Annotated in this window: 27 protein-coding genes; 9 read left to right on the forward strand and 18 right to left on the reverse strand. The window is 57.9% G+C overall.

Translation table 11 applies throughout. The features are described 5' to 3' along the window. Positions 1 to 66: 66 nt before the first annotated feature. From CFBP6623_RS00800 to CFBP6623_RS27240, 6 genes are all read right to left on the reverse strand, one after another. On the reverse strand, positions 67 to 1,155 hold the full coding sequence (locus CFBP6623_RS00800) for a tyrosine-type recombinase/integrase (RefSeq protein WP_080842322.1): 1,089 nt from the start codon (positions 1,153 to 1,155) through the stop codon (positions 67 to 69). Beyond that, entirely contained in the window at positions 1,155 to 1,400 is a 246-nt protein-coding gene (locus tag CFBP6623_RS00805) for a hypothetical protein (protein ID WP_232370424.1), read from the reverse strand. The genes CFBP6623_RS00800 and CFBP6623_RS00805 overlap by 1 nt, the downstream gene beginning before the upstream one ends. A gap of 74 nt (positions 1,401 to 1,474) precedes the next feature. Next, entirely contained in the window at positions 1,475 to 3,409 is a 1,935-nt protein-coding gene (locus CFBP6623_RS00810; RefSeq protein WP_080842320.1) for a prohead protease/major capsid protein fusion protein, read from the reverse strand. Between the two features lie 2 nt (positions 3,410 to 3,411). Next, complete coding sequence (locus tag CFBP6623_RS00815) at positions 3,412 to 3,939, reverse strand: hypothetical protein (protein ID WP_080842319.1); 528 nt, start codon at positions 3,937 to 3,939, stop codon at positions 3,412 to 3,414. Between the two features lie 76 nt (positions 3,940 to 4,015). Continuing rightward, complete coding sequence (locus tag CFBP6623_RS00820) at positions 4,016 to 4,567, reverse strand: hypothetical protein (protein ID WP_175415491.1); 552 nt, start codon at positions 4,565 to 4,567, stop codon at positions 4,016 to 4,018. 124 nt (positions 4,568 to 4,691) lie between these two features. After that, complete coding sequence (locus CFBP6623_RS27240) at positions 4,692 to 4,865, reverse strand: Arc family DNA-binding protein (protein WP_080842315.1); 174 nt, start codon at positions 4,863 to 4,865, stop codon at positions 4,692 to 4,694. 88 nt (positions 4,866 to 4,953) lie between these two features. Between CFBP6623_RS27240 and CFBP6623_RS00830 the strand changes: the two genes are divergently transcribed. The 3 genes from CFBP6623_RS00830 to CFBP6623_RS00840 all read left to right on the forward strand — a co-directional run bounded on the left by CFBP6623_RS00830 (position 4,954) and on the right by CFBP6623_RS00840 (position 6,434). Continuing rightward, positions 4,954 to 5,355 (forward strand): Arc family DNA-binding protein, encoded by a 402-nt coding sequence (locus tag CFBP6623_RS00830; protein ID WP_080842312.1) that lies wholly within the window; start codon positions 4,954 to 4,956, stop codon positions 5,353 to 5,355. 230 nt (positions 5,356 to 5,585) lie between these two features. Beyond that, on the forward strand, positions 5,586 to 5,843 hold the full coding sequence (locus CFBP6623_RS00835) for a hypothetical protein (protein ID WP_080842310.1): 258 nt from the start codon (positions 5,586 to 5,588) through the stop codon (positions 5,841 to 5,843). Positions 5,844 to 5,852: 9 nt separating this feature from the next. Further along, the gene (locus CFBP6623_RS00840) at positions 5,853 to 6,434 is read left to right on the forward strand and encodes a hypothetical protein (protein ID WP_080842307.1); all 582 of its coding nucleotides are present in this window, start codon (positions 5,853 to 5,855) and stop codon (positions 6,432 to 6,434) included. A gap of 432 nt (positions 6,435 to 6,866) precedes the next feature. On the opposite strand, the gene CFBP6623_RS00845 is transcribed toward CFBP6623_RS00840, so the two are convergent. The 4 genes from CFBP6623_RS00845 to CFBP6623_RS00860 form a co-directional block, all read right to left on the reverse strand. Continuing rightward, positions 6,867 to 9,110: a phage tail tape measure protein gene (locus CFBP6623_RS00845; protein ID WP_080842306.1), complete on the reverse strand. Its 2,244-nt coding sequence runs from the start codon at positions 9,108 to 9,110 to the stop codon at positions 6,867 to 6,869. 160 nt (positions 9,111 to 9,270) lie between these two features. Further along, positions 9,271 to 9,708, reverse strand: coding sequence for a hypothetical protein (locus CFBP6623_RS00850; protein ID WP_080842305.1), 438 nt, complete (start codon positions 9,706 to 9,708; stop codon positions 9,271 to 9,273). An 11-nt stretch (positions 9,709 to 9,719) separates the two neighbouring features. Next, complete coding sequence (locus CFBP6623_RS00855; RefSeq protein ID WP_080842303.1) at positions 9,720 to 10,445, reverse strand: hypothetical protein; 726 nt, start codon at positions 10,443 to 10,445, stop codon at positions 9,720 to 9,722. Next, positions 10,442 to 10,735 (reverse strand): hypothetical protein, encoded by a 294-nt coding sequence (locus CFBP6623_RS00860; RefSeq protein WP_080842302.1) that lies wholly within the window; start codon positions 10,733 to 10,735, stop codon positions 10,442 to 10,444. Before CFBP6623_RS00860 ends, CFBP6623_RS00855 begins: the two co-directional genes overlap by 4 nt. Positions 10,736 to 10,912: 177 nt before the next feature. On the opposite strand from CFBP6623_RS00860, the gene CFBP6623_RS00865 reads away from it, so the two are divergent. After that, complete coding sequence (locus tag CFBP6623_RS00865; protein ID WP_046800542.1) at positions 10,913 to 11,503, forward strand: alpha-ketoglutarate-dependent dioxygenase AlkB; 591 nt, start codon at positions 10,913 to 10,915, stop codon at positions 11,501 to 11,503. Positions 11,504 to 11,521: 18 nt separating this feature from the next. Here CFBP6623_RS00865 and CFBP6623_RS00870 read toward each other — a convergent pair whose 3' ends face one another. After that, positions 11,522 to 11,764: a helix-turn-helix domain-containing protein gene (locus CFBP6623_RS00870; RefSeq protein WP_046800543.1), complete on the reverse strand. Its 243-nt coding sequence runs from the start codon at positions 11,762 to 11,764 to the stop codon at positions 11,522 to 11,524. A gap of 410 nt (positions 11,765 to 12,174) precedes the next feature. Between CFBP6623_RS00870 and CFBP6623_RS00875 the strand changes: the two genes are divergently transcribed. Further along, complete coding sequence (locus CFBP6623_RS00875; protein ID WP_046800544.1) at positions 12,175 to 12,507, forward strand: helix-turn-helix domain-containing protein; 333 nt, start codon at positions 12,175 to 12,177, stop codon at positions 12,505 to 12,507. A 9-nt stretch (positions 12,508 to 12,516) separates the two neighbouring features. Here CFBP6623_RS00875 and mnhG read toward each other — a convergent pair whose 3' ends face one another. The 7 genes from mnhG to CFBP6623_RS00910 all read right to left on the reverse strand — a co-directional run bounded on the left by mnhG (position 12,517) and on the right by CFBP6623_RS00910 (position 18,987). Beyond that, the gene (mnhG, locus tag CFBP6623_RS00880; protein ID WP_046800545.1) at positions 12,517 to 12,861 is read right to left on the reverse strand and encodes a monovalent cation/H(+) antiporter subunit G; all 345 of its coding nucleotides are present in this window, start codon (positions 12,859 to 12,861) and stop codon (positions 12,517 to 12,519) included. Continuing rightward, positions 12,858 to 13,139, reverse strand: a complete 282-nt coding sequence (locus CFBP6623_RS00885) for a K+/H+ antiporter subunit F (RefSeq protein WP_046800546.1) — start codon at positions 13,137 to 13,139, stop codon at positions 12,858 to 12,860. Before CFBP6623_RS00885 ends, mnhG begins: the two co-directional genes overlap by 4 nt. Continuing rightward, positions 13,136 to 13,624, reverse strand: coding sequence for a Na+/H+ antiporter subunit E (locus CFBP6623_RS00890; RefSeq protein ID WP_046800547.1), 489 nt, complete (start codon positions 13,622 to 13,624; stop codon positions 13,136 to 13,138). Before CFBP6623_RS00890 ends, CFBP6623_RS00885 begins: the two co-directional genes overlap by 4 nt. Continuing rightward, the gene (locus CFBP6623_RS00895) at positions 13,621 to 15,267 is read right to left on the reverse strand and encodes a monovalent cation/H+ antiporter subunit D (protein WP_046800548.1); all 1,647 of its coding nucleotides are present in this window, start codon (positions 15,265 to 15,267) and stop codon (positions 13,621 to 13,623) included. Before CFBP6623_RS00895 ends, CFBP6623_RS00890 begins: the two co-directional genes overlap by 4 nt. Further along, a complete protein-coding gene (locus CFBP6623_RS00900; RefSeq protein ID WP_003493763.1) occupies positions 15,264 to 15,599 on the reverse strand; it encodes a Na+/H+ antiporter subunit C in 336 nt (111 codons plus the stop codon). Before CFBP6623_RS00900 ends, CFBP6623_RS00895 begins: the two co-directional genes overlap by 4 nt. Then, complete coding sequence (locus CFBP6623_RS00905; protein WP_046800549.1) at positions 15,599 to 18,517, reverse strand: monovalent cation/H+ antiporter subunit A; 2,919 nt, start codon at positions 18,515 to 18,517, stop codon at positions 15,599 to 15,601. Before CFBP6623_RS00905 ends, CFBP6623_RS00900 begins: the two co-directional genes overlap by 1 nt. A gap of 104 nt (positions 18,518 to 18,621) precedes the next feature. Then, positions 18,622 to 18,987: a hypothetical protein gene (locus CFBP6623_RS00910; RefSeq protein WP_046800550.1), complete on the reverse strand. Its 366-nt coding sequence runs from the start codon at positions 18,985 to 18,987 to the stop codon at positions 18,622 to 18,624. Positions 18,988 to 19,504: 517 nt separating this feature from the next. On the opposite strand from CFBP6623_RS00910, the gene CFBP6623_RS00915 reads away from it, so the two are divergent. The 4 genes from CFBP6623_RS00915 to CFBP6623_RS00930 are packed head-to-tail and all read left to right on the forward strand — an operon-like array spanning position 19,505 to position 24,045. Next, a complete protein-coding gene (locus CFBP6623_RS00915; protein WP_232370423.1) occupies positions 19,505 to 21,100 on the forward strand; it encodes a globin-coupled sensor protein in 1,596 nt (531 codons plus the stop codon). After that, entirely contained in the window at positions 21,100 to 21,399 is a 300-nt protein-coding gene (locus CFBP6623_RS00920; RefSeq protein ID WP_046800552.1) for an STAS domain-containing protein, read from the forward strand. The genes CFBP6623_RS00915 and CFBP6623_RS00920 overlap by 1 nt, the downstream gene beginning before the upstream one ends. Then, positions 21,396 to 21,761, forward strand: a complete 366-nt coding sequence (gene cheY1, locus CFBP6623_RS00925; protein ID WP_004439870.1) for a chemotaxis response regulator CheY1 — start codon at positions 21,396 to 21,398, stop codon at positions 21,759 to 21,761. Before CFBP6623_RS00920 ends, cheY1 begins: the two co-directional genes overlap by 4 nt. Before the next feature lie 16 nt (positions 21,762 to 21,777). Next, positions 21,778 to 24,045, forward strand: coding sequence for a chemotaxis protein CheA (locus tag CFBP6623_RS00930; RefSeq protein WP_046800553.1), 2,268 nt, complete (start codon positions 21,778 to 21,780; stop codon positions 24,043 to 24,045). Positions 24,046 to 24,057 lie beyond the last annotated feature (12 nt).

Here is a 24,057-nt window from a genome sequence, read left to right on the forward strand (position 1 = left end):
TTATTATGCCTATCTTTTTCCATCATCTGCCGCTTTCCGTTTAGCATTAGTTTGACAAACTTTTTCTCAAAGTTTGACAGACTTCGTTTTTCGTTTGTTCAGTTCGGCCTCAAAATCGGCCACCGCGCTCTGTGCCTGTTTCGACCTGTCGGCGCGGCGAGAATAGTGCTTCGCCATGGCTTCGGTCGCGTGACCCAAGACAAGGGCGATAGTCGCGTTATCGCGGCCCATTTCCGCGAGGATCGTACCAACGGTGTGGCGGAGTCCCTTAAGCGTCAGGCCCGGTTGAATAGCGCCAGCCTCTTCAAGCTTCTTCTTGATCCGGTCCCAATTCGTGCTGAAACCATTGTACGTCCACGGCTGGCCCCGACTGCTGGCGCAGAGAGTAATGGCGCTGTGGATTGGCGAAGCCTCCAGCGCCTCTTTGACTGGCGCGAACAACGGTAGGTAGACCGGTTGGCCGGTCTTGTTGCGGCGGGTGTCGATGCCCGCATTTGAAATAGCCGTCTTCGGCAGCGCCAAAGCGTCCTGCGGATCAAGGCCGTAGAACATCATAAGGCTGAACGGCAGAAGCATATGGGGCGGCAGCGCCGCCAAGACCGCCTCGCGCTCCGCATCCGTCCATGGCCGGTTCGCGTCTGGAAGGTCTTTCGGGCGTTCCGCTAGGCTGACGTGTTCAACCGGGTTTTCCTTCACGTACTCGTATTCCATGCCCCATGCGAAGATGATGGACAGGACAGAACGGACGTAATTTGCGAAGCGAAACTTATGCTGTTGTTCGGCTTGATCGCGGATTTTTGCGACACGGCCCCGCGTAAACCAGTCAAGGGGCTGGTCATCAATCGGCTGGAGCCAGTCGAAAACCTTCTGATAGTCGGACTGCGTGCGCGGCGCGCGCTTCTGAAACTTTGGGCTGGCGCGATACTTTTTGATGAGCATGCCGAGCGTTCCCGGCTTCGCTGCCTTGACCTCATACAGCTTATTGATGCGATGCACTTCCATGTCGAAGGCGAGGCTGTAGACCTCGAATTTCTGGCAATCGATTTTGTGGCCGGTCGCACGGTGATAAGCGCGCCAACGAAACGGGGGTTTCTTGTCGCGCTGGATTTTCCAACCGGCGTATTTATTTACCCGCTTTTCGCGCGCCGTCGCCATCAGCGCGTCCCGCCGAGCTTGCCGATAATGTCATCATCGGCGGCATCCGTCCCGCCCTTGAGTTCATCAAGCCACTTATCCAGATCACGCACATCGTACAGTTTCTTATCACCCGGCATGACGACTGGCGCGACGGGGCAGGTGACAGGAAAGCGCTTCTGCGGAATGCCGACATAATCAGCAGCCATCTTGGGGGACAGCATACGCGGCTGGATCACTTTGATATTAAACATGGCGGTGGTCACAGCGTCGTTTCCTTTCTTCCAATGCCGGGTTTGAGCGCCAGCACCGCGAGGTGCTGACGCATGTTTTTCGCGGCTTACTGGCCGGGGACATAGTAGGCGGCGCGCCAGTCGAGCGGGCCGCAACCGAAATCGAGGAAGCAACGGTATTCGACGCCGAGAATGTTCCAGCCGTCATTTGCGTTGATCTGCGGGCCTTCGCGATCCTGCAAGTAACCATGCATGAATGCGGGGCGCTGTGCCGGATCGGCGAAGAGATACCAGCCGGTGCCTTCAAGGCGGTTCTCGACCTCAAGGCGGAGCTTCCCGGCAAACGGGTTGGCGTCTCCGACCTTCGTTGCGGCGATCTGCGTAAGCGTCCGTTCTGCTTCCGTTTCAAGTTCAGGCCCGACAAGCAAGACAGCCGGCACGACGCCCGCCGTACCGGTCCCGTTGACGTTCTTGTGCAGGCGCATATGTTTCCGCGCCTCACCAAGCGTTTCCACGTTAAGGGCCTGACCAGCCGCGCCGATGTTGTTACGGTCGGCGTGGAAGAGCGGCTTGTTGTCCGAGAGAAGGACACCTGCCCGGTTATTGGCGAGAAGCAGATTTGCGAAAAGATTGCCTTCCACGCTGGCCGCAGAGCGACCAAACTCGGAAAGGAAATCATCGAAAGCGCCGAGATCGTCATTCACCAATGCGTTGCGGCTGATGGAGAACATCTTGGCGTAGGTGTCGACAGTAAGGGTCTGGCTTTCCTCACCGATCGTACCGTACTTGATGGAGCCGGACTGCAACAGCTTTTCCAGTTCCGGCGCTTCCCCAGGACGAATAACGGTGTGCGGGCGGAAGTCACGCACGTTGCGCTTATTGGACAGCCCCTTCAACGGAGAGGCATATACTTCGTAGCGCTGCAACAGCGTGCGATTCCCTGCCGATTCCAGAAGCAAAGGGAAATCAGACGTGGTGTGCTGCCCACGCGACGAAAGGCCAGCGAGGCGGCGATTGTCGCCAATCAACACGTCACCCACGCTCTTGTCATCCATGCCGCGCGTGGATACGCCGCGCTGTTCAAGATAACGGCGCCCGATTTCGATGGTGGAACGGCCCACAAGGGGATTGTTCTTAATTTCGGCCTTTGCGCCAAGGCGCACAGCCAGCGCGTCCACGATAAGATTGTTGGGATCATCCCCGGAACGGCTGTTGCCGGTAAAGGGATCAAGACCAACATGGCTATCGGTGGGGGTTTCCTTATCGCGGTTGTACATAAGATCGAGATATGCTTCGCGGATGGAGTTCATCGAACCGCACTTGCTGACAATCTCGTCAAACTCTTCGACCTTCACGCCCGAGCGGACAGCCGTATCGCGCATGCCGAACAAGCGCTGAGTGTCGGCAATCGAAAGACCGATGCGGCGGCGAACAGGCGTAATAACCGTGTCCTCGTCATGGCCGGTTTCGATCTCGTCTTCCAGAATGTCATCCGCCGGGTCGCGGCGGGTCGTCGTGGGCTTCCTAGCCATTTTCACATTTCCTCGAATTGTTGCGTTGGGATCGGCGGGAACGGAGACAAGGGAAATCTCTGTCGGCTCCCAGCGAGTTACGGTGATGACCGGCACGCCATTGCGCCCGGTAGATTCTTCGGCTTCCAAGATGCCGTATCCGACGCTGGCACTATGAAGCATGCCGTCACGGACCAGCGCGAGAGCGGCATTGCCGTTGTCGTTGTCGGCGAAGAGCAACTTCATGTGAAGCTTGCGATCCTCGAAGCGGGTTTCGATAACCTGCCCCAAGATATCCTTCACGCTGGTGCTGCGGTGGCTGTCCAGCACGGGCAAGTTTTTCAGGCGGGTTGCCACGACCGCCTTGCGCGTGCAGAGCAAGATTTCGTTGCCGAAATACCGGCGAACCGGCGTTTCCGTCGCCGCCACAACCCAAACCGTGCGTTCTTCCTCATTGAGCGTTTCCGACTGGAAACCCCAAGTGCGGCGAAGGCCGCTGTCAGCTTTGGCTTTGCGAAGGGCGATTGCCATTCTTAGCCCTCGTCGCTGGCGCGCAGCGCCTTGATGACACGGCGCGCAACGGCGCTGATGTTGATGGAAAGGAGGGCTTCCGCCGGTTCCTGCGTCAGCGCGTCGGTGGCCTCGAATGCGGAAGCCGCGTTTGCCTTCCAGTCGGGCAGGCTCAAGTACACCAAGTTGCTCCAGCCGTCGCCGTTTTCGGACTCGCCGTTGCCATCAACAACACACATGATGCGGTCCGGCGTGTCGTCAGCATCGAAGAAGACGGCGGCGATTGCGTTCTTGATTTCGTCCGAGTTGTTGACGATCTGGAAGGCTTCTTCCTGATCGAACCCGAAGCGGGAGAGCGTGAACGCAACACCCATCATGCAGACCTCGCGGACATCGTAGCGACGGCGCGAGCGGGGATTGTCTTCGCCGCCTTCGACCACGTGGCCGTAATCGCAAACGCCGCGCTGACGCAACATGCGGAGCGTGACCGGAACCACGCCGAGAGCCTGCGCGACAGCGCCGGAAGAGAAGATAGTTTTGAGCTTGTTCATGAGTCGCCTCTTTTGGTTACAATGATGACCAGAATGCACGAACGGTGCAGGGAGTCAATTTAGTAACATTTGTGACTCAAGGATATTTTTCACCAGAGAACGAGCGCAGCAGGTCCAGCGCGCAATCGGACGCGAGGTTACTCAAATGGTCGTTGCTCTGGAACAGATTGGCCTTGCGGTGCACATCTTCAATCGAGTTGCAGGGGAAACCTGCCAGTTCAAGAAGTGCCTGCCGCTCGGCCAGTTCTTCCGGCGTGCCATCTGGAATTGCGCCACCCTTTTCGGTGGCCACCCATGCGGCATGGGCCGTCATCCACGTTTCAATCGCGGTCTCAAGGCCGGAGAGTTTCGGGGCGGAAACGGGAACGCCGCTGCGCATTTCACGAACGACATCCATCAACTGGTCGGAAAGCTCGGTTGCGCGTTCGTCCGCCTCGCGGGCGCGCCTGACCGCATCAACAACTTGATAATCAATGTGTCGGCGCTCAGTCTCTCCGATGTAATAGAAAAGCTCAGCCCATTCTTCTTTGACGATTTCGTTTGCTTTCGTGCCGCTCAGCAAGCCCTGAAAGGCATCACAGGCGATCTCGGCGGCAGTATGCGCGTCGTGCGTGTCGCCGGTCAGCATGTCGAATTCTTTGGCGATACGGAAAAGGCGTTCGATAGCGCTTGCGCTATCCGCGGTTTTTGTATTATGTTTCATTTGCTTAATGCACCTTTCCTAGAAGGTTGAAAAGCCGATGCACGAGTTCCTAGGCTCGGTGTGCATCGGCTTTTTGCGTTTCAGACGTCTTGCTGGCGTAGATGCTCTCCAATGCGACAACTATTTCTGCGTTCATAGAACGTCGATTCATCACCGCAGCGGCTTTAATTTTCTCTTTGATCTCACTCGGTAGGCGTACCCCGAGCGGGGGAATCACACTCATTCTTCACACCTTCAATGTGACTACACTGTGAAATGACTACACACTGTAGTTATTGCGGTCAATGGAAAAATGACTACAACGTGAAGCCATGAGCACAAAGAAGCCTGTCGATGAGAAAATCTCGAATATTCCGCCCTTCGGGCTGCGGATGCTTCCTGATTTGAAAGAGAGAATTGCGCAGGCCGCCGAAAAAAGCGGGCGTTCTATGAATGCTGAAATCGTCTCGCGGCTGGAATTCACACTCGATTCCCATGTCGCGGACGAAAAAGAACTACGTTCGGTGGTCGATCAGGTGGAAGAGTACAAGCGCCTGTTGATTGAGAAGATCAATAACCAGAAGGGACAGACGGCACTCTTCAAATCGGTGTGCCACCATATCTTGAGTTACGGTGACGATATTCCGTCTGAGCTTACCAAATTCGCGGAAGAGATGCTTTCCATCTACAGCGTAGAAGCCAGCGATATCGCGACGGATGTGGAAAAGCGCTGAAACCCGTTTCCGAATGAAACGGGTAAAACCCCTTTCCATCGGAAAGGAGTAAACCACTTCCGCTTGGAGTGGTTTCGGCAAAAACCTTTCCGACTGAAAGGATTTCTCAAAACCGTTTCTAAACGAAACGGTATCAAAAAGATTTCCGGCGGAAATATTTAAACGTTTCCATCGCGAACGTTTTTAATGTTTCATCTGGAAACATTTGAAACGGCTGCGGAGGAAACGCGATGTACAGTGTTTTTGATTCATTTCTTGCGACTGACACGTGGTCCAAAAACCATCCAAACGACGAACAACGCTTCTATTTATGTCTTCAGAAAGTCGTTCGAGAGGATGATTTCAATGCCGACAACATGGGAGAGTATTTTCGCCAGTTGAAGAAAATCTCACGTGACGATGAGGATCAATATTTCAGTGACTCCATAGATGAACTCGTTGCGAAAGCTTGGGCGGTGAGAGACTACCTTAAAGTGACCGGTGAGTAACGGAGCGACATGACCAAAGATTTTATCGTCAGTCTGATTTCTTCTCAGTTTTTTCAGGCAATTGTCATTGCCATTCTGACCATATGGCTCACGCAGGTCGTGGCGGCACGTGGGAAACTGATGTGGTCGGTAAGGCACGCCCACTGGTATCGACTGCCTAGCGCGAACCAAGACGGGACTGAACTCAATATCGTCACGCAGGAATTATGGTTTAATAACGCAGGTCGTGCGGCTGTTGAAGACATTGAGATTGTGTTGAACTGGACGCCCCAACATTATGAACTTTGGACACCAAGGGAGTTTTCTCAAAACGTGCTCCCTGACGGTCGTTTGATCATCAAGGTTCCTTTTTTGTCGGCGAGCGACTGGTTTTCAATTTCGATTCTCGATGTCAAACGGCTTCCAGAAATCGTAAACGTCCGAAGCAAGAATAGTAAAACCCGCCTTATAGCGATGGAGCCCACACGGAAATTTCCAGATTACGCCTTGTGGATGTTTGCTGTCGTTTTGATAATGGGGTTGGCAACGATTATTTACTTCCTGATCTCTTTCGGAAAAATTCTTTTTGAATTGAGTGGCGCGCTGCAGTGAAAGCGTTCCGGTTTTGAACGCTTTTAAAGTAATGCTTTTTAGCCCCTGCGATATTCGAAACTTATGCAAAAGCGCGAACAAAAAAGAACAAACAGGCATATTTTCGCGAAAATCCGCGAAAACACCTAATCGGTTGTGGATAGTTACCTGCTCATAGTGCCAGAGAGACCGATTCACACACATAATGCGCATGTGCCGGAAAGCAGAGGCGTTTAGAACCGCTACCAATCTGCTTCCCGGCTACTGGCGACCCCGGAGAGGGAGGGCGGGTGCAACCGTTCCTCCCTCACGCATTTAGGGTGCTTCATTGTTTCCCAATATCAGTCAACTTCAAACCCCCATACAAAACTTTTGCAGGGTTTTTTCCGTTTTAGAATTCAAGTCGCCAACTTGGCGACTTGAAATTGGCTTCGCAAAGTTGGGGAAACGAGATCAATCCGAAAGCAGCGCTTCCATCTTGGCCGAAACCTCACCATTCAGATAATCAACCGCCGCTTTTGCCGCCGCGTTGGGGTCCGTCACGCCGGAAATATTGTTATTGACGTAGAACGTCACATTCGGCGGCTGCTGGTTTGTCACGCGAACATCCTGCGTACCATTCGGCGTATTCATTCTGTCGATAGACGATGAATCAATGCGCAAAGGGCGGTCGGGGATCTCGATGCTCGAATGCTTCCGAAAGCTGAAACCATCATTCGCTGCATCGCCTAGCCACGTCTTGCGGTTCGTCATCGTATCCCACCAGCCGGAGAAGGATTCCCCGATGCCCGGCGGCTCCCGATAGTTTTGACCGTAGACGCCTTGGAAACCTTGGCGGATACCGTATTCGCCTGCCAGCCCGAGCAACGCGGGAACGCCACCTTTCATGATGCCGCTACCCCAACCTTTTGCGGCTGATTGAAGCTCAGTCAGGATCGACGGCGGCACAGTGGGCTTGTACGGCGAACCAAGACCGGAAACGCCCGAGCTTTTTACCAATGCCCCGTCAGGCAACAGGCTTTTCGGCGGTACAGTTCCCCACGGGCCGGACGTGCCGGGCCTGCCACCGGGAATACGCGACGGGCGCGACGATCCCGGCGAGGTCGTTTTTGTTTCCGGTACGCCCGGCAGGATAGGCGGTTTATTGCCGGGGAAGATCGAGGCGATGGAGCCGACCGTTTTGAGCACGGAAAGAATGGTGCTTGCGCCGGAAAGGAGGAAGAGAGCTTTAGCCAGCTTTCTGACCGAACCCGCCAACAGCCCGATACCCGTTCCCCACGCGAAAATCTGGAAGCCGTAGCCGGACATATCCGCGAAAAACTTGGTGATAGGGTTTTCTTTGATGGCGTCGTTCAACTCGCGAATGGATTTGCCCCATTCCTTCGCCTCTACGAAAACACGCCCGAGTTTGTCGGCGGCGTTCGGATCGACGGCCCCAAAGAGATTGTCGCCGATGTCATTCATCAGTTCGCGCATCCCGCCGGTATAACCGAAGCCCTGCGCAAAGCCTTTAACGCTGGTCGTCACCTCATCGAGAATGCTGACACGATTGCCAAGCGTGTCCAGGACATCGCTGATCCCCTTCGCGCCCTCGCGGATCGTCGGCAACATGTTGTCACCCATTTCCGCAAAGACGTTCGAAGCCTTGTTGCCGAGTAGTTCCAGCACATTCTGCGTGGTGTTTGCGCGCTGGATGTACTCATTGAACGCCGAACCCGCGTATTTCGTGCGGTCGGCCACGCTCCCAAGCGCCTGATCCAGCAACTGGATGTTGCCCACCAGTGGCATGAAGGCGCTGGCCTCGTCACCGAAGAATTCGGAAAGGAGGCCCGTTTGTTGGTGCTTCGGCGCTTTTGCAATCGCGGTCAGCACCTTGCGCATGGTCCCTTTCGCGTCTTTCTGCATATCCTTGGCGATGGACGGCAGATGCAGCCCGAGTGCCTTGGCGGCGTCCCGCTGCGATTTTTTGGCGAAGTCACCACGGGTCAGCGCGCGCATGACGTTTTTCATCGCCGTTCCCGCCGTGCTGGCATCCGATCCGGCGGCAATCATGGCGCTACCCATCGCCGCCAAATCCTCTTTGACGAAACCGCTCATTTCACCCATGGAGCCGACGCGCAACATGAACTCGGTAACGTCCTTCGCCTTCGAAGCCATGTTGTTCGAAAGGTGGTTGATCGCATCGGCCATGTCACCGGTTTCGGCCACGGTCAGGCCCAATTGCGTTTTCAGCTTGGCGAGGCTTTCGCCCGCTTCCGCCGCGCCGAGGTCAAATGCGATTCCAACGCGTGCGGCCATTTCAGCGAAATTCTTGAGATCGGCCGTTGCGATTCCACTCTCACCCGCCGCAGCGAAGAGAGCGGCAATGTCGTTTGCGGCAAGCGGGATTTCGCCGGACATTTCCCGGATGCTGCGCCGCATGTTTTCAAACTGTTCTTCGTTGGCTTCGACAACCTTTTTCACGTCTGCAAAGGCAGACTCGAAGCTCATGGCCGCGCCTGCTGTGGCCTTGAAGCCCTCAGAGACGCCGAAATAGCCAGCGCCGAGCGCCGCAACCTGTCCGATCAGACCACGCATCGGCGCAAAGGAGGAAACGGCCTCGGCCCGCAGGTTATTCAGCGCCCGACCGATATGCCTTGCAGGGCCGGTTGCATCGTCAATCAGCGAAATTCGTAAGCTGCTTTGTTGAGTACCCATCGTTAGAATTTTCTCCTAGTAAATCTTGATTCCGATTCCACGCATTTGGCGGTGGAACCCCCTTGGAAACACTTGCAGCGAGGCAAACGCCGGGCTGCCCCACACCCGCTAGTCACCTCCTTTCTGGGAAGGACCCATGAGGGGGGAGAGGGACAGCCGGTCACGCATGCGCCGCCTCCATTTCGCGATGTCGGGTCTCCAACTCGCGAAACCAGATGTGTTGCTTGACCGTCATGGTGAACTGATCACCAGAGAGTTCGGCGCGCACCACCATGTTGCTCACAAACGTCCGCTCGCGGTCATGGAGGAACGCCGCGTTGAGCAGCATGCGCCCTGTCTCGATGATGTAGACCGCAGAGACCGGCGAACGGGCCGGTTCTGCCTTCGGCTCTGGTTCCCGGTCCCGATACACAACCTTCTCGACAACGCGCGGCGGCTTGTCGATCAGCGCCACCAGATCGTGCAGGCAAGCTCCAGCGCTTTCCAGCGTCCGCATGATTGCGGCCACGGTCGCGGCAACCTCGCCAGCATGGTCACTTGCCAGCAGGGGCAAGAGCTTCCGCAGTTTCGTGATTGTATTCCTATCGAGATTGGCCATCGGTCCAGCCTCTAGCCATGCGCTGCGGTGGAAGCTTGCCACCAACCAGTGCGGTTCATGCTCGGCTGCGCTTGCCGCTGGTCAGGCCGATTTGAGGGGTTTCGGGCGGAAGCCGCATACACCCTCTCAAAAGCCGTTTTTTCCTTTTCGGCAGTCTCGAAGAGAGAGGTTTTTACCTTACTCACTGAAGTGTTCAAACCTTTGAACCCTATCGCCCGGATGATCCAGCTGCCCCACGACTTCGAAATGATCTTGATGATGTTCGTCAGGTTCTTGCCGAAGGTCTGCGGACGCTCGCGAACCGAGATATGCTCGAAGCCCTTGGAGCGCGCCTTGCGGATAGCGTTCTGCACCGAAGTCCGACCGACGCCAGCCACGCGGGCGATCTCGTCAAGGCACAGGTCGCAGAAGCCCTTCTTGCGGCAACGATCTGCAATGACAGCGAGCGCGGCACGTTCGGCCTCAGAGTAGCAGGCGCGGATTTCAGGAGGCATATTGCCACCGCTCGCCCATTTCCGGCGGCGCTGGATTTCCTTGGAGCGCTCTTCGCTGGTCACGCGCTTGCGGCGCGCCTGCTGCACCACGCGTTCAGCGGCACGGGCGGACGCCTGTTTCTCGTAGACCTTGGATGCGGGCTTCGTGCCTGCGCCAGTTTCGAAATAATCATCGTGCGCGCGTGCGGAGCGGGCAACGATGCGAGTACGAAGGAGCGCCGCAGACGCTTGATAGTTCGTCATTCGCTTGCTCCCGGCTTAGACAGGGAGTGAGCGAGCTTCGCGGCTTCCGCTGCTTCCATGACGGTCAAGGCAAAGCGGCGGCGGATCGTGACGACCGGGTGCAGGGTCATGGGGTTGAGGCTAAGCCACAACGCGGCCTCTTTTACGCGGGCTTGAACGGTGTCCAGAGCGTTTGACAAATGCCCGCTAAGTGCTTGACTTTCGATGGCGGGTTTGACAGAAATTTCTTCGTAAGGTGCTGTTTTCGGCTCGACAGGCGCGGCTTGAAAATCCGCGTGTCGGTGGTTCAAATCCGCCTCCGGGCACCATTTCTCTCAATAGCATTGTTGACGAATTGCGTGCTTGGCGACTTGTCCATTTGCAAGCAAATTTCGATGAGTAGCTACCGCCATCATATGCTTTTGACAGGCCCGGTGTAGCCATGGGCCAACCCTGTTTGTTGCAGGCAGTTGGAGAGCAGCCCGCAAATGGATCGTGTCACAAGCCCACCTCTTCTACCGCCCGGCATTGTCTATTTTGATGGCTTTCTTTCTCCAGAGGAGGAGGCCGCCGTCACCGACAGACTGGATGCGGGTGCGTGGAGCACGGAGTTGAAACGTCGCGTGCAGCATTTCGGTTATCGGTACGACTATAAGGCGCGCGCTGTTACCGCGGATGCATATCTCGGGCCGTTGCCGCCATGGCTTGGCGTGTTCGCGGAGCGGTTAGTTACCGCAGGATATTGCCGGGATTTGCCCGATCAGGTTATCGCTAATGAATATCTTCCGGGGCAGGGTATTAGCGCCCATGTCGACTGTGTTCCCTGTTTTGACGATGGGATCGTATCGATAAGCCTTTTATCCACATGCGAGATGGTTTTCCGCGAATTGCGTGGACCAGCCATATGCGGCGTCTTGCTTCAACCTCGCTCCGGCGTCTTGCTAAGAGACGCTGGCCGCTACGGGTTGACTCATGAAATTCCGGCTCGAAAATCGGATATCGTGAACGGAGTTAGGACAGCCCGAGACAGGCGAATTTCCCTCACTTTTCGCAAGGTTATTGCTTCGAAACAGTTTTGATCGGAGAGGAGAGCGCTGTTATTTTATCCGCTCGAGTAAAAGGTGGAGAAGCGCTATCGGGTCTTGATCCATCGCCGCCGACAGTTTTGCAAACTCAACGACATCTATGCGTCTTTCAGCCCCTTCGGCCTTTGCGACATAGGACTGTGGCTTACCCAGCCGATCTGCGACTTGCTGCTGGGTTAACCCTGCTTTTCGCCGCGTGTCGGTTAGTATCTCAACAAGAAGCCGATACTCGGGTGTATGCGTAGACTTTGTCATGTGCCGAAAAATCTCAAAATCTCGGTGCCAAGGGTCGATCCTGAATTATCCTGCTATGGGATATTGTTGCGGCACTCAAGCTCTCTGCGCACACGTCGCCATTTGCCCTGCTCGAAGCTTCGCGAATAGCGCCACGCCCGGTCTTCTTCCATTGACGCGAATTCCTCCGCGCGCTCGCCATGTCGTTCAGTCAGGTTATCGGCAAGGCGTTTAATCTCCGAGCTTGATAAGAGCAGGGGTCGAATGCGGGTCTGCCATTCGAGCCAGAGGTAAGCTGCTAGGACGAAACTGCAGCCCGCGATGAGATAGAGATAATCGGCGCTGAGCGGCATAGCCTACCTATAATGACGTGATCGTTAACGCCATAATGTACATAGACCCGTGGTTTCTGTCAGGAACAATCTGTTCCTATGGAATCATTTGCAGCAAATCTGAAAAAGCGCGCGAAGGAGCTTGGTCTCTCCAATGCCGAAGTTGCCCGCCGAGCGGGGCTTACGGAGCGTCGTTACGGCAATTACATCATGGGCCGAAGGGAGCCTGATCTGGCGACGCTCGTTCGGATAGCGACCGTTCTGGATAGCACTCCGAACGCATTGCTTGATTTCGAAAAGAAAACAGCCGCGTTGACCGCCGATGATCTGCTGAAAGCAAAAATCGCTTCGGCGGCAAATGTGCTGAAGGAAAGCGATCTGGAAGTGATGGCCATCGCAATCGAGGCCGTGGCGAACTGCCGGACAAAATAATCCGACGCTTTAAAGATGCTCCCGATTATCCGTATTCTGCTCCGCCCGGTCCCGATAAAGCGCGGCCCGGCCGAGTAGCATCAGCGACACCGGCGTCGTCACCGTCATGAAAATGCCGATGAAGATTTCGTGGAAGGCGAAGCGGTCGCCGGAGACGGAGAAATAGATGATCGAGGCCATGACGATGCCGCCGGTGCCCCAGCTGGTGCCGAGTGTGGGCGCGTGCAGGCGCTCGTAGAAGCTGTTCAGCTTGGCAAAGCCGATGGTGCCGATCAGCGTCAGCGAAGCGCCCAGCAGCACAAAGAAAGCCACGAGAATGGCGGCCCAGAGCGGAAATTCTGCGGCACTGTTCATTCGATCACCTCGCCACGCATCATGAATTTGGAAAGGGCGACGGTGGAGACGAAGCCGAGGATGGCGATCAGCAGCGAGGCTTCGAAATAGATGTCGTTGCCGGTGCGCAGGCCGAAGGTCAAAAGAAGCAGCATGGCGTTGACATAGAGCGTATCCACGCCCAGCACGCGGTCCTGCGCCCGCGGGCCGATGGCGATGCGATAGACCGAAATCGCCATGGCGATGGCCAGCATCAGCTGCGCCAGCGAAAAGGACCAGAAAAGGATAATCGAACTCATTCGAATATCTCCATCAGCAGTTTTTCATAACGGTTCTTGATGAGGCTTATCCACGCCGCCTCATCCACATCGTCGAGAACGTGGAGGAGGAGCGTGCCCTGGCTGGAATTATATTCAAGCCAGGCGCTGCCCGGCGTCGAGGTCAGGATCGTTGCCAGAATGGCCAGCGCCATGGGATCGCGAATATCGAGCGGCACCGCCAGGAAGCCGGATTTACGGTCCCTTTCGCGCTTGAACAGGATGATCTTCACGACCGAGATATTGGACCTGATAATATCGTAAAGCACGATCAGGATCAGCTGCACCAGCCTGTGCCAGTTGCGGATACGCGGTTTGGCTGGCCTGAGCGACGCCATCGCCCAGGAGGCGATGAGTGCTACGGCGGTGCCGAGCAGCAGGTGTCCGGGCGAAAAGCTGTTGATCGTCATCCAGAAGAAGATCAGCGAAACCGTCAGCAGCGGGTAGGGGAGGAGACGGCTCATCATGGCTCCGCCTCCGGGTTGCTGCCCGCTCTTGGCGCGGAAATGACGCCCTGAATATAGCTTGCCGGCAGATCGAGAATACGCGCCGTCTCCTGCATGTAACGCATCACCGGCCCTGCCTGCACGGTCATGGCAAGCGTAAGGCCAAGCAGCAGCATCACGGGCGCGATTTCGATGACGAGAACGCGCGGCACGGTTCCCTCGATGGATGCCCAGAAGGTGCGGATGCCGGCGCGCGTCATCGAGATCAGCGAGGCGAAACCGGCAAAGACGATCAGGAAAACCAGCCACCAGGAAAGCGTGGAAACGCTGTCATTGGCGCCGAGCCCCGAAGGGTTGAGAATGGCGGTCAGCATCGAGAATTTGGCGATGAAACCCGAGAGCGGTGGCAGACCGGCCAGAAGAATGCCGCAGGCGGCAAAGCAGGCGCCGAGCACCGCCATGGTGGCGGGCATGGTCACGCCGACTTCTTCCTCCTCTTCCTCGTCTTCACCCTCGCCATAGGCTTCCATCGTGACGGCGAGAACGTTCGCGCCCGCATCCTGCCCGCGCTCGACGAGTTCGATCAGCATGAAAAAGGCGCTGATGGTGAGCGTGGAACTGACCATATAATAAAGCGCGCCAGCCGCCACCGTCGGATTGCCGGTGCCCATGGCGGCCAGAAGCGTTCCCGACGATACCAGAACCGAAAACCCGGCCAGCCGCCCAAGCGCCTGCGACGCCAGGACGCCGATGGCCCCGAAGATGATGGTGGCGATGCCGCCGACCAGCAGTGCGTCATGGCCGAAGCCGGCGGATTCGCCGGCCGTCTGCCCGAAAAGCAGGAAGGACAGGCGGGCGATGACATAAATGCCGACCTTGCTCATGATCGCAAACAGACCGCCAACCGGGGCAGACGCTGAGCCATAGGCGGAAGGCAGCCAGAAATTCAGCGGCCACATGCCGGCCTTGACCAGAAACGCAATGCCAAGCACCGCAGCGCCGGTTTCCAGCAGCATGCGCTGGTCTGGGTTCAGCCCCTCGATACGGTGGGCAAGGTCGCCCATGTTCAGCGTGCCGGTGACGCCATAGATGAGGCTGACGCCGATCAGGAAAAACAGCGCCGCGACGAGGTTGATGGCGATGTAATGCAGCCCGGCCTTCACACGCTGCTGGCCGGAGCCATGCAGCAGCAGGCCGTAGGAGGCCGCCAGCATCACTTCGAAGAACACGAAGAGATTGAAGAGGTCGCCGGTCAGAAACGCGCCATTGACCCCCATCAGCATCATCTGGAACAGCGAATGGAAATGTGCGCCGGCCTTATGCCATTTCGCCATCGAATAGATCAGCGACGGAATGGCAAGCAGCGCGGTCAAAAGCACCATAAGCCCGGAGAGGCGATCGGCCACAAGCACGATGCCGAAGGGGGCGGGCCAGTTGCCGAGCAGATAGACGCCGCTCGACACCACAGCGGCGATCTCGGTATTGACCGTCGAGTTCACCTCGCGGAACAGCAGGATGGCGACGATCAGCAACAGGACGGTCGAGGTAAGGCTGATCGCGGCTTTCGCCACGCGCTGGCGCTCATCGAAGAACAGCAGAAGTGCTGCGGTGATCAGCGGCACCAGAATGGGGGCGATGACGATGTGGAAGGGGAACGACATCATTTCGACTCCCTCCCGTCCACATGGTCGGTGCCGGTAAGGCCGCGGGCGGCGAGCAGCACGACGAGGAACAATGCGGTGGTCGCAAAGCCGATGACGATAGCCGTCAGCACCAGCGCCTGCGGCACGGGGTCGGCGAGTGTCGAACTGTCGACGCCGTTGACCAGCACTGGCGGCGCATTGGTCTTGATGCCGCCGACGCCGAAGATGAAGAGATTGACGGCGTAAGACAAAAGCGAAAGCCCGACGATGACCTGATAGGTACGTGGGCGCAGGATAAGCCACACGCCGGAGCCGGTCATGATGCCGATGCCGATTGCAAGAATGAGTTCCATTACACGTCCTCCGCTTTTGCGGCGTCAGGCGTGCGAACGCGGTAGTTACGCAACGATTGGTGTGCCAGTGCTATCAGGATAAGAACGGTGGAGCCGACGACCAGCGAGAAGACGCCGAGATCGAACAGCAGGGCGGATGCCGTCGGCATTTTGCCGATATAGGGTATCTCCGTATACTGGAAATAGGAGGTCAGGAACGGGTAGCCGAAATACCAGGAGCCGATACCCGTCGCCGCCGCCATCAGAAGGCCGAAACCCATCCAGCGCAGCGGCAGGATGCGAATGCGGTCTTCCGCCCAGCGCGCCCCGCCGGCGAGATATTGCAGCAGGAAGGCAATCGCCATGGTGATGCCGGCCGCAAAGCCGCCGCCCGGCATGTCGTGGCCGCGCATGAACAGGAAGATCGAAAAGGTGATGATAACGGGGAACATCCACTGCATCACGATCGACGGCACATAGAGATAGTCGCGGACCGTATCGCCCTTGCTACGATCAGGGCGTTCGGCATCGAAGGCGTTTTGCATCTGCTGCTGTTCCGGCACCCCGATGCTTTCATGCGCGGGGCGGAAACGGCGAAGAAGGGCGAAGACGGTGAGCGCCACGATGGCCAGCACCGCGATCTCGCCGAATGTGTCAAAGCCACGGAAGTCGACGAGGATGACGTTGACGACATTGGTGCCGCCGCCTTCCGTATAGGCGCGCTCCAGGAAATAGGTGGCGATGGCGTTCGGCACCGGCAGGGTCATGACGGCGTAAGCGATGACGGACATGCCGATACCGCTGGCTGCCGCCAGCAGGAAATCGCGGGCGCGGCGAAGCTGCGCCGGCAGCTCGTCGCTGCTATCGACCTTCTCGAAGCGTTTTGGCAGCCACCTTAGACCAAGCAGGATGAGAACCGTGGTGACGATCTCGACCAGCAGCTGGGTGATCGCCAGATCCGGCGCGGAAAGCCAGATGAAGGTGAGGCAGGTGACGAGCCCGGAGACGCCGAGCATGATGAGGGCGGCGAGGCGATGATATTTCGCCTGCCAGGCGGCACCCAGCGCGGCAATCATGCCGATCAGCCAAAGGATGGCGAAGATCGGATCAAAGGTCGTCACGCGCGGCAGCGACAGGGAGAATTCCGAAAGGAATAGTGGCGAGAAACCGGCAAGAAGCGCCACGAGGATGAGAAGTCTCAGCTGCGGCTGCAGACGCCGCGTGCCGAGCGTGCTTTCCAGCCACCGCGCCCACTTCCAGGACACGGTGACGAGAATGCGCTCAAAGATGCGCTGTCCCCGTAAATGCCGGAAAACCGGCGGACCGTCGTCGCAGCGCGAGAAATAACCGCCGAGCAGCGCATAGATCGTCACACCGCCGATAAGTGCCGCGATACTCATGATGAGCGGCAGGTTGAAACCGTGCCAGATCGACAGGCTGTAGACGGGCGTCTGGTCGCCGAGCACGGAAAGCACGGACGAATGCAGGAACGGGCCGATGGAGAGGCTCGGAACGATGCCGACGATCAGGCAGGCGAAAACCAGGAACTCGATCGGGAAACGCATCCAGCGCGGCGGCTCGTGCGGATTTGGGTTGGGCAGATCGACGGGCTTGGGGCCGAAGAAGACGGTGTGGATGAAGCGCAGCGAATAGGCGACGGCGAAAGCGCCCGATAGCGTCGCGACATAGGGCAGCGCCCGGTCCAGGAGTGAATCGGCATGGGTCTCGACGGCCTCGGCAAAGAACATTTCCTTGGAAAGGAAGCCGTTGAACAGCGGCACGCCGGCCATGGCCGCACTGGCCGCCATGGCAAGCGTCGCCGTTGCCGGCATATAGGTATAAAGCCCGCTTAAGCGCCGCATGTCGCGGGTGCCGGTTTCATGGTCGATGATGCCGGCCGCCATGAACAGCGAGGCCTTGAAGGTGGCGTGGTTGACCATGTGGAAGATGGCCGCAACTGCCGCAAGCGGGCTGCCGAGGCTCAGCAGAGTAGTGATAAGGCCGAGGTGGCTGATGGTCGAATAAGCGAGCAGGCCTTTCAGGTCCTGCTGGAACATGGCGAAATAAGCGCCGAGCAGCAGCGTGATGATGCCGGCCACGCCCACCAGCCAGAACCATTCCGGCGTGCCTGCCAGCACCGGCCAGAACCGCGCGAGCAGGAAAACCCCCGCCTTCACCATGGTCGCCGAATGCAGATAGGCGGAAACCGGTGTGGGCGCTGCCATGGCGTTGGGCAGCCAGAAATGGAAGGGAAACTGCGCGCTTTTGGTCAACGCGCCGCCAAGAATGAGAATAAGTGCCGGCAGATAGAGGGAATGGGCGCGGATCGCGGCCCCGGCCTCGATGATCTTGTCCAGATCGTAGCTTCCCGCCATATGGCCGAGGATGAGAAGTCCGGCCAGGAGGCTGAATCCGCCTATGCCGGTCACGGTCAGCGCCATGCGGGCGCCGTCGCGCGCGCCGGCGTTCTGGTGCCAGTAGCCGATCAGCAAAAACGAGAAGATGCTGGTCATTTCCCAGAAGATCGACAGCAGGATGACGTTGCCGGACAGGACCACGCCGAGCATCGAGCCCATGAAGGCGAGGAAGAAGGCGAAAAACCGCGGGATTGGATCCTTGGCCGACATGTAATAACGGGCGTAGAGCACCACGAGCAGGCCGATGCCGGTAATGAGGATTGCGAAGATCCAGGCAAACCCGTCCAGCCGCAGGGTGAAATTCAGCCCGAGCTGCGGCAGCCATTCCACATCGTATTTCAGCGCGCCGCCGTCGCTGACAGTCGAATAAAGAAAGACGCTGCTGATGAGACCGAAAAGGGCGACGCCGCCTGCAACGGAGGCGGGGCCGGCGGCTGCGCCATCGCGCGGCATGAAAGCCGTCAGAATGGCGCCGACAAAGGGCAATGCGACAATAAATGGAAGAATGGTTGCAAGTGTCATATGCAGCGGTGGTTTTTCTCTGGAATTGGAGTCTACGGCGGGTTTCCGACGACTCCGATCCCTCAAGGCTCATGAGAGCCGAATGATGAGGACCGCCGGAATGACTAATAGATAATATGCGGGGGTGCTCTTGGAACCACGCTCGCAAAGTCTCGGAAAGCTTGTGGCGCGACGGCAACAGATGCAACGGCCGGCCCGGCGTCAACGGCGATCCGCAAAGCGGGCGAGGGGAAGTTGCCGGGGCGAAGACCCGAGCTGGTATCCCCGGCCTTGCAGCCGCTATCGCAATCCCTGTCGCGAAGAGTGAGGGAACGGTTGAGATCGACGGTCTGCAATCTCTCCAGACGGCTGGTCTTGGAAAGGGTCTTGATGCCGGATGGTGCCTGGAAGCCTATCATGACGAGCAGGCTTGCGACCATGATGCCGATCAACACTTGCGGATGGCGCCTTGAACGGCGGCATTTCTCCATCCATAACAAGTTGGCATCTCCTTGATCGTAAAGGTCTCTTTAAAGCATCACCGCTCAGCGAATATCCCGTTGATTTGTTTTAGGGGAAGCCGCAGGCGCTTGTCCAGCGCACAGGCCGGAAAAACCGCCCGCAATGGCCGATTCCTTTTCGTTTTTGCCCGTTTGCGGCAAAGTGAGGGCGGCAATGGCTAAAAGCTTTTACAAATTTTACCGTTTGACGCTGGAGCTGATGTTTCTTAACTTTCAAGCAAGGAATTAACCATAAAGATTGATGGTATTTCCACGGCGGAATGGGGTTCTCTCCCCTTCCAGGCATGACGCCGCACTGCCGTACCGGTGCCGATCCGGTATTTTCGTTTCTTGGTTCAAGAAGGTCAGGCAAGCGTCGATGCCGCATCGTCCGCGATGGGTATGTTCGTTCAAAAATCCCCCTTAGGGTGCTGGCGTTCTGAACCTTGGCCAATTGGCCGGGTTTTACCGGCCGTCATGTTGTTGGGGACGTCGGTTGGGGCAGGACTTGCCATCAGATCAAGCGCGCAGATCGGCAGGTGCAAGCCTGGCGGGACGGTTGCGTTTTGCCGGCCTCGATGAGACGCAATCCGATTTCCTGCGCAATTATCGCAGCATGCTGGAGCCTTACGTCAAGGCCGGCCTGCGGGACGTGATGAACCGTTTTCAGTCGATGCCCGACTGTTCTCCGTCTTTCGAAAGCGAAAACCAGCTTGATCGCCTGCACGATCTGCAATCCTCGCACTGGAGTGTGCTAACGGATGCGCGTTTCGATGCGCTTTATGCCGAGCGGGTGAAGGTTCTTTCCGACAATGCCGGCCGCATGGGTCTCGATCCACGCTGGCAGATCGCCAGCCACGCCATCGTTCTGGAACATCTGCTCGGTGGGTTGGTGACTGAGCACGCGCCGCGCTCCATCCTGCCCGGCAGCCGCAAGAAGAGCCGTGAACTGGCCGAAGCTGTGAAGAACATCGTCCGTCTGGTGATGGTCGATACGGAGATCGCCGTCTCGCTGCGCTTTAATGAATTACGCCTGCGTCACGGCCGGGAACTTGCGGAACAGCGCGACAATGACCGTTCGGAAGCAGCGACATTGCTGGGTGCGGCGCTGACGGCCTTTGCCGCCGGCGATCTTAAGGCGCGTATCGGCGGCGATCTGCCGGAAGCCTATCGCGATGTTGCCGCCTCCTTCAACGCGGCGCTTGAAACGATCGGCGCATCGCTGACCTCCGCGCAGCAGGGTATCGGCGACGCCGAGACGCTCAGCGCCCGCTTCGCCGATATCGGTCGCTCCATCGCAGAACGTTCCGGCCAGCAGGCAGAAGCCCTTGCCGAGACCTCCCGCGCGCTTCAGGCGATGATCGGGAACCTCGCCGAAAACGGCACCCGCATATCGGCGACGGAAACGGCGGTTTCCTGCGCCCGCGACGCGGCTGTCGAAAGCGGCAAGGCAATCGGCGAGGCGATCGACGCCATGTCTGACATCGAACAATCCGCCGAGCACATCGGCAGGATCATCGGCACGATCGACGAGATTGCTTTCCAGACCAACCTTCTCGCCCTCAACGCCGGCATCGAGGCGGCGCGTGCGGGTGAAAGCGGCCGCGGTTTCGCCGTCGTCGCACAGGAAGTCCGGGCACTCGCCCAGCGTTCCGCCGACGCCGCAAGGGAAATCAAGAGCCTTGTCGGCACCACCAAGACGCAGGTCGAGGGCGGTGTTCGCATGGTGAACCGCACGCAGGAAGCAATCGGCGGCGTCGTCCGGCAGGTGTCCGGCATCAACGACATGATCGCCGAAGTTTCCCGGCATACGTCTGCACAGGCCGATGACCTGAAAACGGTCGCTGCCGATATTAGCGAACAGCAGCGGCAGGCCGGCCGGATCGCAAACGAGATCGGCGAAGGCTCCTGCGAGGCAGACGCGCTACACACTGTCATTCTGCAACTGGGCCGCACCATTCGCGAGTTCCGCATCGCCCGTCAGGGTCAGGCGGCGGCAATGGCCGTGGCGGACCGTCAGGACACATCATTTATGGCCCGTGCGGATAACCGCACGGATTACGGCCAGGATTACCAACAATTCAGACGCCAAGGAGTCATGTAATGGCAGCCAGAAAAGCAGCTGAGGCGACGCTGAAACTGTCACCGGTGCTGGATCTCAATGAAGCATCGGCGCTGCAAGGCAAGCTGATGACGCTGAGAGGAGCACCTTTGTCGGTCGATGCGTCCGAGGTGGAGCGCATTGGCGCGCTTTGCGTCCAGGTCCTGATGGCCGGCGCGAAATCCTGGGAGGAGGACGGCAAGCCCTTCGGTTTTGCCAGGGTGTCCGATGCATTCGACAAGACCATGAAACTGATAGGCGTCGATATTGACCATTTGCTCCCCAAGGAGATGCAAAAGTGAAGAAAAAAGTTCTCACCGTGGATGATTCCCGGACGATCAGGAACATGCTCCTGGTCACGCTCAACAATGCCGGTTTTGAGACCATTCAGGCCGAAGATGGCGTTGAAGGCCTCGAGGTGCTGGAACAGAGCAACCCCGATGTCATCGTGACTGACATCAACATGCCCCGTCTTGATGGTTTCGGCTTTATCGAAGGTGTGCGCCGCAACGAGAAATATCGGGCTATCCCGATCCTCGTTCTGACGACTGAAAGCGATGCAGAAAAGAAGAACCGCGCCCGTCAGGCCGGTGCGACCGGCTGGATTGTCAAGCCGTTCGACCCTGCAAAACTCATCGATGCCATTGAACGCGTAACCGCCTGATACGGGACATTTCACGATGGATATGAACGAAATCAAGGAAATCTTTTTCCAGGAATGCGAGGAGCAGCTCGCTGAACTGGAATCGGGGCTTCTTAAATTGAATGACGGCGACCGCGATCCGGAAACCGTCAACGCCGTTTTCCGTGCCGTTCATTCCATCAAGGGCGGGGCAGGTGCCTTCGGTCTGGATGATCTCGTGGCCTTCGCCCACGTTTTTGAAACGACCCTCGACTGCGTTCGCTCCAACAAGCTGGAGCCGACACAGGATGTTCTGAAAGTCATGTTGCGCTCCGCCGACGTGCTGGCGGACCTGACCAATGCGGCCAGAGACGGCGGCAGCGTCGATGAAAGCCGCACCCGTGGTCTCGTCAAGGAGCTGGAAGCGCTGGCAAACGGCGAAGCCGTACAGGCCTCCGCGCCGGCGGCAGCCCCAGCTGCCATAAAGGCGCCGGCACCCGCCGCGCCCAAGCCGACGGATGAGAGCGGTTTCCAGCCGGTCCTGTTCTCCTTCTCGGACTTTGCCGACGACACGACACCGTTGATGGAAGCGCCGACCTTCCAGATCACCTTCAAGCCGCATGCATCGCTTTATTCAAAGGGCAACGAGGCAGCGCTTCTCCTGCGCGATCTCTCGCGTATCGGCGAGATGAGCATCAATTGCGACCTGTCGGAGCTGCCTTCGCTCGACAAGCTCGATCCTGAAGCATCTTATCTCTCCTGGACGGTTTCGATCACCACCGACAAGGGTGAAGAGGGTATCCGCAGCGTCTTCGAATTCGCCGAATGGGATTGCGATCTCGAAATCACGCCGGTTCTTTCGGGTGCCGCTGCGGATGACGAAGAACTTCCGATGATCCCGGTTCCGTTCGATCTCTCGGCGCTTGATAGCGGACCGGAAGCGGACATTGCCGTCGAAGCAGCTATGGTGGAAGAACCTTTTGTTGCCGCAGCCGTTGAAGCGGCCGTCGCAACGACGCAGATCGCCCAGAGCGTCAATGCCGCCATCGAAAAGCGTGAGGCGGCGGCAGCGCCGGCCGCAGCGCAGGCGAATGCCAATGCGGCGGCCAATGCAAGTGCCGGCCAGACCATCCGCGTTGATCTCGACCGCGTTGACCGCCTCATCAACCTCGTTGGCGAGCTTGTCATCAATCAGGCGATGCTGTCGCAGAGCGTCATCGAAAACGATGCGAGCGGCACCTCTGCCGTCAATATGGGCCTGGACGAGCTGCAGCAATTGACGCGCGAGATCCAGGACAGCGTCATGGCCATCCGCGCGCAGCCTGTGAAGCCGGTCTTCCAGCGCATGTCCCGTATCGTCCGCGAAGTCGCCGACATGATCGGCAAGCAGATCCGCCTCATCACCGAAGGTGAGAATACCGAAGTCGACAAGACCGTTATCGACAAGCTGGCCGAGCCTCTGACCCATATGATCCGCAATGCCGTCGACCACGGCATCGAAACACCGGAAAAACGCGAAGCCGCGGGCAAGAACCCGGAAGGCACCATCAAGCTTTCGGCCAAGCACCGCTCGGGCCGCATCCTGATCGAGCTTCAGGACGATGGCGCCGGCATCAATCGCGAACGCGTTCGCCAGAAGGCGATCGACAATGATCTCATTGCCGCCGATGCGAACCTGACCGACGAAGAGATCGACAACCTGATCTTTGCACCGGGCTTCTCGACGGCAGACAAGATTTCCGACATTTCCGGCCGCGGCGTCGGCATGGATGTGGTCAAGCGTTCCATTCAGGCGCTTGGCGGCCGCATCAGCATCTCCTCGCGCCCCGGACATGGTTCCACCTTCACCATGAGCCTGCCGCTGACGCTTGCCGTCCTCGACGGCATGGTGGTGACGGTGGCCGGGCAGACGCTCGTCGTGCCGTTGACCGCAATCGTGGAAACCCTGCAGCCGGAAGCGAAGAACATCCACTCCTTCGGCTCCAACCAGCGACTGATCTCCATCCGCAATTCCTTCTGCCCGCTGGTCGATGTCGGACGCGTCCTGAACTTCCGCCCGACCCAGGCCGATCCGGTCGAAGGTGTGGCGCTTCTGGTGGAATCGGAAGGCGGCGGTCAGCGCGCGCTGATGGTCGATGCCATTCAGGGCCAGCGCCAGGTCGTCATCAAGTCGTTGGAAGCAAACTATACCCATGTTCCGGGCATTGCCGCCGCCACTATCCTCGGTGACGGACGCGTTGCGCTCATTCTGGATGTCGATGCCATCGTCAGCGCTTCGCGCGGACAGCCCCTGAAGCAGGAAATGTCGCTTGCGGCGACAGGTTGAAAGCGGTTCGTT

Source organism: Agrobacterium tumefaciens, assembly GCF_005221385.1.
GTDB lineage: Bacteria > Pseudomonadota > Alphaproteobacteria > Rhizobiales > Rhizobiaceae > Agrobacterium > Agrobacterium tomkonis.

What these genes read in the sequence shown, in the direction of transcription:
- CFBP6623_RS00800 (WP_080842322.1), bottom strand. Translation starts at nt 1,155, where the DNA reads ATGGCGACGGCGCGCGAAAAGCGGGTAAATAAATACGCCGGTTGGAAA.
- CFBP6623_RS00810 (WP_080842320.1), bottom strand. Translation starts at nt 3,409, where the DNA reads ATGGCAATCGCCCTTCGCAAAGCCAAAGCTGACAGCGGCCTTCGCCGC.
- CFBP6623_RS00815 (WP_080842319.1), bottom strand. Translation starts at nt 3,939, where the DNA reads ATGAACAAGCTCAAAACTATCTTCTCTTCCGGCGCTGTCGCGCAGGCT.
- CFBP6623_RS00820 (WP_175415491.1), bottom strand. Translation starts at nt 4,567, where the DNA reads ATGCTGACCGGCGACACGCACGACGCGCATACTGCCGCCGAGATCGCC.
- CFBP6623_RS27240 (WP_080842315.1), bottom strand. Translation starts at nt 4,865, where the DNA reads ATGAGTGTGATTCCCCCGCTCGGGGTACGCCTACCGAGTGAGATCAAA.
- CFBP6623_RS00830 (WP_080842312.1), top strand. Translation starts at nt 4,954, where the DNA reads ATGAGCACAAAGAAGCCTGTCGATGAGAAAATCTCGAATATTCCGCCC.
- CFBP6623_RS00835 (WP_080842310.1), top strand. Translation starts at nt 5,586, where the DNA reads ATGTACAGTGTTTTTGATTCATTTCTTGCGACTGACACGTGGTCCAAA.
- CFBP6623_RS00840 (WP_080842307.1), top strand. Translation starts at nt 5,853, where the DNA reads ATGACCAAAGATTTTATCGTCAGTCTGATTTCTTCTCAGTTTTTTCAG.
- CFBP6623_RS00845 (WP_080842306.1), bottom strand. Translation starts at nt 9,110, where the DNA reads ATGGGTACTCAACAAAGCAGCTTACGAATTTCGCTGATTGACGATGCA.
- CFBP6623_RS00850 (WP_080842305.1), bottom strand. Translation starts at nt 9,708, where the DNA reads ATGGCCAATCTCGATAGGAATACAATCACGAAACTGCGGAAGCTCTTG.
- CFBP6623_RS00855 (WP_080842303.1), bottom strand. Translation starts at nt 10,445, where the DNA reads ATGACGAACTATCAAGCGTCTGCGGCGCTCCTTCGTACTCGCATCGTT.
- CFBP6623_RS00865 (WP_046800542.1), top strand. Translation starts at nt 10,913, where the DNA reads ATGGATCGTGTCACAAGCCCACCTCTTCTACCGCCCGGCATTGTCTAT.
- CFBP6623_RS00870 (WP_046800543.1), bottom strand. Translation starts at nt 11,764, where the DNA reads ATGACAAAGTCTACGCATACACCCGAGTATCGGCTTCTTGTTGAGATA.
- CFBP6623_RS00875 (WP_046800544.1), top strand. Translation starts at nt 12,175, where the DNA reads ATGGAATCATTTGCAGCAAATCTGAAAAAGCGCGCGAAGGAGCTTGGT.
- mnhG (WP_046800545.1), bottom strand. Translation starts at nt 12,861, where the DNA reads ATGAACAGTGCCGCAGAATTTCCGCTCTGGGCCGCCATTCTCGTGGCT.
- CFBP6623_RS00885 (WP_046800546.1), bottom strand. Translation starts at nt 13,139, where the DNA reads ATGAGTTCGATTATCCTTTTCTGGTCCTTTTCGCTGGCGCAGCTGATG.
- CFBP6623_RS00890 (WP_046800547.1), bottom strand. Translation starts at nt 13,624, where the DNA reads ATGATGAGCCGTCTCCTCCCCTACCCGCTGCTGACGGTTTCGCTGATC.
- CFBP6623_RS00895 (WP_046800548.1), bottom strand. Translation starts at nt 15,267, where the DNA reads ATGATGTCGTTCCCCTTCCACATCGTCATCGCCCCCATTCTGGTGCCG.
- CFBP6623_RS00900 (WP_003493763.1), bottom strand. Translation starts at nt 15,599, where the DNA reads ATGGAACTCATTCTTGCAATCGGCATCGGCATCATGACCGGCTCCGGC.
- CFBP6623_RS00905 (WP_046800549.1), bottom strand. Translation starts at nt 18,517, where the DNA reads ATGACACTTGCAACCATTCTTCCATTTATTGTCGCATTGCCCTTTGTC.
- CFBP6623_RS00910 (WP_046800550.1), bottom strand. Translation starts at nt 18,987, where the DNA reads ATGGAGAAATGCCGCCGTTCAAGGCGCCATCCGCAAGTGTTGATCGGC.
- CFBP6623_RS00920 (WP_046800552.1), top strand. Translation starts at nt 21,100, where the DNA reads ATGGCAGCCAGAAAAGCAGCTGAGGCGACGCTGAAACTGTCACCGGTG.
- CFBP6623_RS00930 (WP_046800553.1), top strand. Translation starts at nt 21,778, where the DNA reads ATGGATATGAACGAAATCAAGGAAATCTTTTTCCAGGAATGCGAGGAG.